Origin of the sequence: Hydrogenophaga pseudoflava NBRC 102511, assembly GCF_001592285.1 — a bacterium.
Taxonomy (GTDB): domain Bacteria; phylum Pseudomonadota; class Gammaproteobacteria; order Burkholderiales; family Burkholderiaceae_C; genus Hydrogenophaga; species Hydrogenophaga pseudoflava.
The window spans coordinates 107,100-114,136 of record NZ_BCWQ01000017.1 but is presented as its reverse complement, the minus strand read 5'-3'; the positions used below and the strand labels follow the sequence as shown (position 1 = coordinate 114,136).

At 64.4% G+C, this 7,037-nt stretch carries 9 protein-coding genes; 1 reads left to right on the top strand and 8 read right to left on the bottom strand.

Annotated features, from left to right (window positions below):
• The first annotated feature begins 210 nt into the window (after positions 1 to 210).
• Complete coding sequence (locus HPS01S_RS19050) at positions 211 to 531, top strand: YnfA family protein (protein WP_066159809.1); 321 nt, start codon at positions 211 to 213, stop codon at positions 529 to 531.
• Positions 532 to 559: 28 nt separating this feature from the next.
• Here HPS01S_RS19050 and HPS01S_RS19045 read toward each other — a convergent pair whose 3' ends face one another.
• The 8 genes from HPS01S_RS19045 to ccmC all read right to left on the bottom strand — a co-directional run bounded on the left by HPS01S_RS19045 (position 560) and on the right by ccmC (position 7,035).
• Entirely contained in the window at positions 560 to 997 is a 438-nt protein-coding gene (locus HPS01S_RS19045) for a MerR family transcriptional regulator (protein ID WP_066159807.1), read from the bottom strand.
• Positions 998 to 1,354: 357 nt separating this feature from the next.
• Complete coding sequence (ccmI, locus tag HPS01S_RS19040; RefSeq protein ID WP_066159805.1) at positions 1,355 to 2,623, bottom strand: c-type cytochrome biogenesis protein CcmI; 1,269 nt, start codon at positions 2,621 to 2,623, stop codon at positions 1,355 to 1,357.
• On the bottom strand, positions 2,620 to 3,099 hold the full coding sequence (locus HPS01S_RS19035; protein ID WP_241559596.1) for a cytochrome c-type biogenesis protein: 480 nt from the start codon (positions 3,097 to 3,099) through the stop codon (positions 2,620 to 2,622). Before HPS01S_RS19035 ends, ccmI begins: the two co-directional genes overlap by 4 nt.
• A gap of 13 nt (positions 3,100 to 3,112) precedes the next feature.
• Positions 3,113 to 3,637, bottom strand: coding sequence for a DsbE family thiol:disulfide interchange protein (locus tag HPS01S_RS19030; protein ID WP_066159800.1), 525 nt, complete (start codon positions 3,635 to 3,637; stop codon positions 3,113 to 3,115).
• Complete coding sequence (locus HPS01S_RS19025) at positions 3,634 to 5,649, bottom strand: heme lyase CcmF/NrfE family subunit (RefSeq protein ID WP_066159797.1); 2,016 nt, start codon at positions 5,647 to 5,649, stop codon at positions 3,634 to 3,636. Before HPS01S_RS19025 ends, HPS01S_RS19030 begins: the two co-directional genes overlap by 4 nt.
• A complete protein-coding gene (ccmE, locus tag HPS01S_RS19020; RefSeq protein WP_066159794.1) occupies positions 5,646 to 6,110 on the bottom strand; it encodes a cytochrome c maturation protein CcmE in 465 nt (154 codons plus the stop codon). Before ccmE ends, HPS01S_RS19025 begins: the two co-directional genes overlap by 4 nt.
• Complete coding sequence (ccmD, locus tag HPS01S_RS21650; protein ID WP_084397547.1) at positions 6,107 to 6,280, bottom strand: heme exporter protein CcmD; 174 nt, start codon at positions 6,278 to 6,280, stop codon at positions 6,107 to 6,109. Before ccmD ends, ccmE begins: the two co-directional genes overlap by 4 nt.
• Entirely contained in the window at positions 6,277 to 7,035 is a 759-nt protein-coding gene (ccmC, locus tag HPS01S_RS19015) for a heme ABC transporter permease CcmC (RefSeq protein WP_066159791.1), read from the bottom strand. The genes ccmD and ccmC overlap by 4 nt, the downstream gene beginning before the upstream one ends.
• Positions 7,036 to 7,037: the final 2 nt, after the last annotated feature.

The window sequence follows — 7,037 nt, the reverse complement described above, 5'->3', positions numbered from 1 at the left end:
AACAGCAGGCGTGAGACAAGCAAGCGCAGCGCGCAGGCCGGGGGGATGCCAACGGCCGAAGGCGCAGGGATCGAAGCCGAATGGCCGTGACCCGGCATGGGGCGCGGGGCACAGCCCACAGAGCCCGACGGCGGCACGCCGGGACGCACCACCAGAAAAAGTCAAGCAGCACGTCTTTCTGGGTTATCCACCGGCCAGCACAATGCCATCATGAAAACCCTGCTGCTTTTCGTCGCCACCGCGCTGGCAGAAATCATCGGCTGCTATCTGCCCTACCTGTGGCTCAAGCAAGGCCGGTCCATGTGGCTGTTGGTGCCCGGCTTCCTGAGCCTGGCCTTGTTCGCCTGGCTCCTGACCTTGCACGACACGGCGGCCGGTCGCGTGTATGCCGCCTACGGCGGCGTCTACATCTCTGTGGCGCTTTTGTGGCTTTGGGCTGTCGATCAGGTGCGTCCCACCGTGTGGGATATCGCGGGCGTGGCGATGGCTCTGGTCGGCATGGGCATCATCATGTTCCAGCCGGCCCGTTGACCCCAGCCAGGGGGAAGGTGCTGATGCCTCAGGACAGCTTCACCGAGTGGCAAGCGCAGGCTTCACCATGTGCGGCGGCCACCAACTCCTTGAGGATGCCGCAATCGGCTGCGTCGTCGTCACAACGCCCGCAACTCGCTTTGAGCAGCAACAACTGCTTCTCCAATGCAAGCATGCTCTTGAGCCTCGCACGTACCCGCTCGATCTGCTCCTGCACCAGCCGGTCCACGTCCGGGTGCGGCTCGCCAGGGGCGTCCAGCGCACTCAGCAGTCGGCGGATGTCGGCCAGCGGCATCTCCAGCGCTCGGCAGTGCCGGATGAAGGCCAGTTGTTCCAAGTGGGCGTCGGTGTAGTCGCGGTAGCCGTTGTCTTGGCGCGCCGGTGCTGGCAGCAGGCTTTGCTTCTCGTAGTAGCGGATGGTTTCCACATCCACGCCCGTGGCTTGGGCCAGTTCCTTGATACGCATAGGGTCTTTCAGATCGTTTGAAGTGCAGACATGACTCTGGAACCGCTCCAGGGTTTTCAGTTCCCTCATCCTTTACCTGTAGGAGTTCCCATGTCAAAGCGCCGGTATTGGATCAATGAGAAAAGGCGATGGTTGTTCTTCTTCGTTGGTTGGGTCGGCTGATCGGTCCTTCGGGCAAAAGAACCAGCAACTAACCGTACTTGGACTGCGCTCAAATCCACCGACGCCCGCGTCCATGCTCGGTGCACACTACCGTCAGCTCCATGGCCTGGGGCATATCGCGAACAAAGAACAGCCCGCCACCATGGTGCGCCTGATCGATGAAAGGTTCGATTTGCGCGCTTGAACCGGACCGGCTCAGGGCACCACTGTGTTGATGTTGATCTGCAACTGGGAGCTGTTGCTGGCCACCGGCCCGCTGCTGCCCTGCAGGTCACCACTTTGCGGCAGCGCCTGAGCGGTGCGGCTGATGCGCGCCTCTACCACCACCTGCTCGTGCAGGGAGATGCGGTGCTCGGGCGTCATGGCCTTGCTGTCGTCCAGCGCAAAGGCCACCGGGCCAGCCGTGGCCGGCACACGCATCACGGCCAGCGGCATGCGCGGCCCTTGCACAGCACGCGCGAACACAAACAAGGTGTCGCCCGGCGCCAGTTTTGAACGCAGTTCGGGCGAAAGGCTGATCTGACCGCTCAAGCCAGGATGATCGACCGTCTCCGTGGTGGGTCTCTTGGCTACAGGTGCGGTTTTCTCCGCAAGGCGCTCCCCTTCCCCCTGTTGTGAGGCGATGCCGGCGCGCGCAGCCACCAGGCTGCTGTCCAGCCCCTGGGCAAACGGGCTTCCTGGCTCGGCCCGCTCGCGCGCACGCCGCCAGAAAGACTCGGCCAGCTCGAATTCCTGCCGGCCGTAGGCTGCGCTGCCGGCCAGCGCGAGCGCCTTGGGGTGGCCAGGGTCGATCACCAGGGCTCGATTGACGAGTCGCATGGACTCACTGCTTGCGTTTTGCCCTTGCAACAACGACAGCAGATCGGCCCGGTCGGCGAGCAGGTCGGGGTTGTCGGGGGTGAGTTCGAGCGCGCGTTGGTAGGCCTGATCAGCGTCGGCGAAACGTTGGCGGCTGGCGTGAGCGCGCGCCAGCATGGCCCAGGCGGGCGCATCCGCCGTCTGCCCCGGTGGCCGACTCTGGAGTTTCTGAGCCATCTGGCGGACCATGGCGTCCAGGTCCTTGCTCGACACTTCACCTTGTGCCTTGGCCAGTTCGGCCTCATAACGCACCGCATCGGGTTCGCCCAGATACAAGTACAGGCCGACGGCCAGCGCGGGAACAGCCACCATAAGTGCGAGCGCAGTGGCACTGCGAGGCGATGTTGGTTCGATGCGCTGGGTCGAGGCAGACTCCTGCAGCACCCGCCGCGCCAGTTCGGTCTGCGCTTGGGTGTGCTCGGTGGGCGAGATTTTTCCTTCAGCCAATTCGGTATCGAGCTGGGCGCGCTGCTCGCGCAGCAGAGCGATGTTGGTGCTTGATGCAGGCTGGCGGTCGGGCGTTGAGGACGGGCGCCACACCACCTTTACCAGAGGCCACACAGCCAGCGCCAGCATCGCCAACGCAAGGGCGTAGAACACGATCATGGAGCGCCTCCAGCTTCGTCAAGCAAGCGCTGGGCGCGCCGCAGTTCCGCCGTGCTCAGCGGCGCGGCCTCGGTCAACGGATCGCGCCGGCGGATGTTCATCAACAGCACTCCAGTGGCCACCAGCAACAACGCGAACGGACCGACCCACAACAGCACGGTGCTGAACTTGAGCGGCGGGCGATAGAGAACGAAATCGCCGTAGCGCTGTGACATGAATTCCAGAATCTGGGACTGTGTGCGGCCCTGCGTGAGCTGCTCGCGGATCTGCTGGCGCAGGTCCTTGGCCAGGTCGGCCTGCGAGGCAGCGACAGTTTCGTTCTGGCACACTAGGCAGCGCAGCTCTTCGGCGATCTTGAGCACGCGCGCTTCCAACTTGGGGTCGGCCGACAAGGGCGTGGCCTTCGACTCCAGCGGAGATTGTGCGACCACGCTGCCAGGCACCAGGAGCCAGCTCAACATCACGGCGATCAACATCAAACGCATGGGTTCAGGCACCGAGTTCGTTTATCAGCGGCAGCAGCTTCTCGCGCACCACCTCAGGCGTGACCGGGCCGGTGAACTTCATGCGGATCATGCCCTGCTTGTCGATCACATAGGTCTCGGGCACGCCGTACACACCGAAGTCCAGACCGACACGGCCGTCAGCGTCGAACAGCGTAGTTTTGTATGGGTTGCCGTGTTTGCCCAGCCAGCTCAGCGCTAGCTGGCGTTTGTCCTTGTAGTTCAGGCCGATCAGCGGCACGGCACTGGTTTTCGCCAGGTCCATGAGCACCGGGTGTTCCAGCTGACAGGCCACGCACCACGAGGCCCACACGTTGAGCAGCCACACCTGGCCGCGCAGGTCCTCGGGCGCGAACACCGTTTCGGGCACGGCCAGTGTGGGTAGGCGAAAGGATGGCGCCGGTTTGTCGATCAGTGGCGACGGCACGTCGCGCGGGTTGAGCTGCAGCCCCATGCCGAGAAAACCCAGCATCACCCCAAAGATGGCCAGTGGCCACAAATAACGTTTCATGGGCGTGCGCTCCGTACAGTCATCACCGGCCCCGCCGCGCCCGCGTTGTCAACGAGCGACGCGGCCGGTGCCACGGCAGCCGCCTTGCGGACGCGGTAACGCCGGTCCATCACGGCCATCAGCCCCCCCAGCGCCATCAGCAAACAACCGCCCCAGATCCAATTGACCATGGGCTTGTGGTGCAGGCGCACGCTCCACGCGGTTTCGCTCACCGGTTCACCGAGGGCCACGTAAACGTCACGCATCACGCCCCGGTCAATGGCCACCTCGGTCATGGGCATGCGGCTCACGGTGTAGACGCGGCGCTCGGGATGCATCACCGCCACCATCTCGCCACCCTGGCTCACGGTGAGCGTGGCGCGTGCAGAGGTGTAGTTCGGTCCCTGCACCATTTTCATCTCGTCCAGCCGGATGCTGTGGTCACCCACATCGGCGGTCTGGCCCACCTCCATGCGCACGTCGTTTTCGGTCTGAAAGCTGCTGACCACCGTGACACCGGCAATGAACACAGCAACGCCGAAGTGAGCAAGCAACATGCCGAAGTAGCTCCCCGGCTGGGTGCGAAACGCGCCCCAGGCGGAAGCCGGGTGCGAGCGCAGGCGCTGCACCAGGTTGAGCACCGCCGTGCTCGCCACCCACACCGCGAGCAGCAGTCCCAGGCCGGTGAGCGGTGACCAGCGCTGCAGCACTATCGGCGCGATCATCGCGCTGGCCACGCTCACTCCAGCGGCCCAACGCAGCTGGTGCGCGAGATCGCCCAGCGAGGCCTGCCGCCAGCGCGCCAGCGGCCCCACGCCCATGAGGAACAGGGCCGGTGCAATGAGCGGCACGAACACCGCGTTGAAGTACGGTGGGCCGACCGAGAGCTTGCCCATGCCAAGTGCGTCAATCACCAGCGGGTACAGCGTGCCCAACAGCACGGCGGCCGCAGCCACCACCAGCAGAATGTTGTTGGCCAGCAGCAGGCTTTCGCGCGAGAGCAGCTCGAACGCACCCCCACCGCCCACCTTAGGGCCGCGCCAGGCAAACAGCGCGAGCGAGCCGCCCACCGCGAGCGCGAAAAACACCAGAATGAACACGCCGCGAGCCGGGTCGGTGGCGAAGGCGTGCACTGAGCTCAACACACCCGAGCGCACGATGAAGGTGCCCAGCAGCGAGAGCGAAAACGCGAGAATGGCCAAGAGCGCGGTCCACAACTTGAAGCCACCGCGCTTCTCAGTCACCGAGAGCGAATGGATCAGTGCCGTGCCCACCAGCCAAGGCATGAAGGATGCGTTTTCCACGGGGTCCCAGAACCACCAGCCGCCCCAGCCCAGCTCGTAGTAAGCCCAGAAGCTACCCAGCGCAATGCCCAGGGTGAGGAAACACCAGGCCATGGTGGTCCAGGGGCGTGACCAGTGCGCCCAAGCCGCGTCAACGCGTCCAGCCAGCAGGGCCGACACGGCAAATGCGAAGGCCACAACAAACCCTACATAGCCCATGTAGAGCATAGGCGGGTGGATCGCCATGCCCAGGTCTTGCAGCAAGGGGTTGAGATCGCGTCCGTCCAGTGGCACCGGGTACAACCGCTCGAAGGGGTTAGAGGTAAGCAGGGTGAACAGCAGGAAGCCCACGCTGATCAGCCCCATAACGCCGAGCACACGCGCAAGCATCGCGTCGTCCAGTTGCTTCGAGAACTGGGCCACCGCCATCGTCCAGCCCGCCAGGATCAGCGTCCACAACAGGATGGAGCCTTCGTGATTGCCCCACACGGCGGTGACGCGGTAGATGAGTGGCGAGCTGGTATGCGAGTTCTGCGCCGCCAGCAACACGGAAAAATCGCTGGTAACGAAGGCATGCACCAGACAACCAAAGGCCACCAGCAACAACCCGAACTGCGCCTGCGCAGCCGGGCGAGCAATCGCCATCCAGCTGCTGCGACCCTGGTGCGCGCCCACCAGCGGAAACACGCTTTGCACCAGCGCCATCAGCAGCGCGAGTACGGTGGCGAAATGGCCAAGTTCGGGAATCATGGTTTCGCTCCTTCGGGGATCACGATGGATGTCTGTCCGGCGCGCGCGCGCGCCACGGCATCGGCGGCTTCGGGTGCCATGTAGTTCTCGTCGTGTTTGGCCAGCACCTGGTCGGCGCGAAACACACCGTCGGCCCCCAGCTTGCCTTGCGCCACCACCCCCTTGCCTTCCTGGAACAGGTCGGGAAGCAGGCCGGTGTAGGTCACAGGAATGCTCTTGGCCGTGTCGGTCACCATGAAGCGAATGGTCAGCCCCTGCGGCTCGCGCACTACGCTGCCCTGCTGCACCAGACCACCCACGCGAAAATTGCGCTCGCGTGGTGCTTCGTTGGCCAACACCTGCGTCGGGCTGAAGAAGAAAACGAGGTTGCTGTTGAAGGCGTTGAGCACCAAAGCGGTGGCGGCTCCAAGCGTGGCCAGACCCAAAGCGAGCGCCACAAATCGGCGGTTGCGGGGCTTCATGTCGTGGTCTCCTCTGCAGCGCGTTCGTCGCCCGCTTCCTGCGCCAGCAGGCGGCGGCGAAAGCGGATCACCATCAGCTCGGCAACCACCACCGCCGCGCACATGCCGAGCGACCCCCACACATACAGGCCGTAGCCCCCCATGGTTAGCAGCTCATCAAGGCTGTTCATGCGAGGCTCCCCAGTGTCTGTTGCGCCCACGGCGCGTGGCGTTCGCGCTCCAACATGATCAAGCGCACCCGGGCCAGCGCCACCGCGATGCAATACATCCAGCAGGCCACCGACATCACCAGCATGCCCAGCAGCATGGGCGTGGCCATGCTCGGCGCCTTGGTGATACTCACCGACGCGCCCTGGTGCAGCGTGTTCCACCACTGCACCGAGAAATAGATGATTGGCAGGTTGACCACGCCCACGATGGCCAGCAAGCCGGCGGCGCGGTCGGCGCGACGGGTGTCGTCGATCGCGCTGTGCAGCGCCATGAAACCGATGTAGAGAAAGAGCAGCACCAACTCGGAGGTGAGCCGCGCATCCCACACCCACCAGGTGCCCCAGGTAGGTTTGCCCCAGAGCGCGCCGGTCCACAGAGCCAGAAAGGTCATGAGTGCGCCGGTGGGCGCCAGCGCCGTGGCCATCATGGACGACAGGCGCGAGTTGAACACCAGGCCGATGGCCGCCCAGGTGGCCATGGCTAGGTACACCACCATTGACATCCAGGCCGTGGGGACGTGCACGAAGATTATGCGGTAGGCCTCGCCCTGCTGCGCGTCGGTGGGTGCCACCCATAGACCGAGGTAGAGGCCGATGGTGGTGAGCACCACGGCAAGCGCGCCAAACCACGGCACCAGCCTGCCGGCCAGCGAATAGAAGCGCTGCGGCGCAGCGTAATAGAACCAGTTGATTGAAAAAGGCGTGTTCTTACCCATCG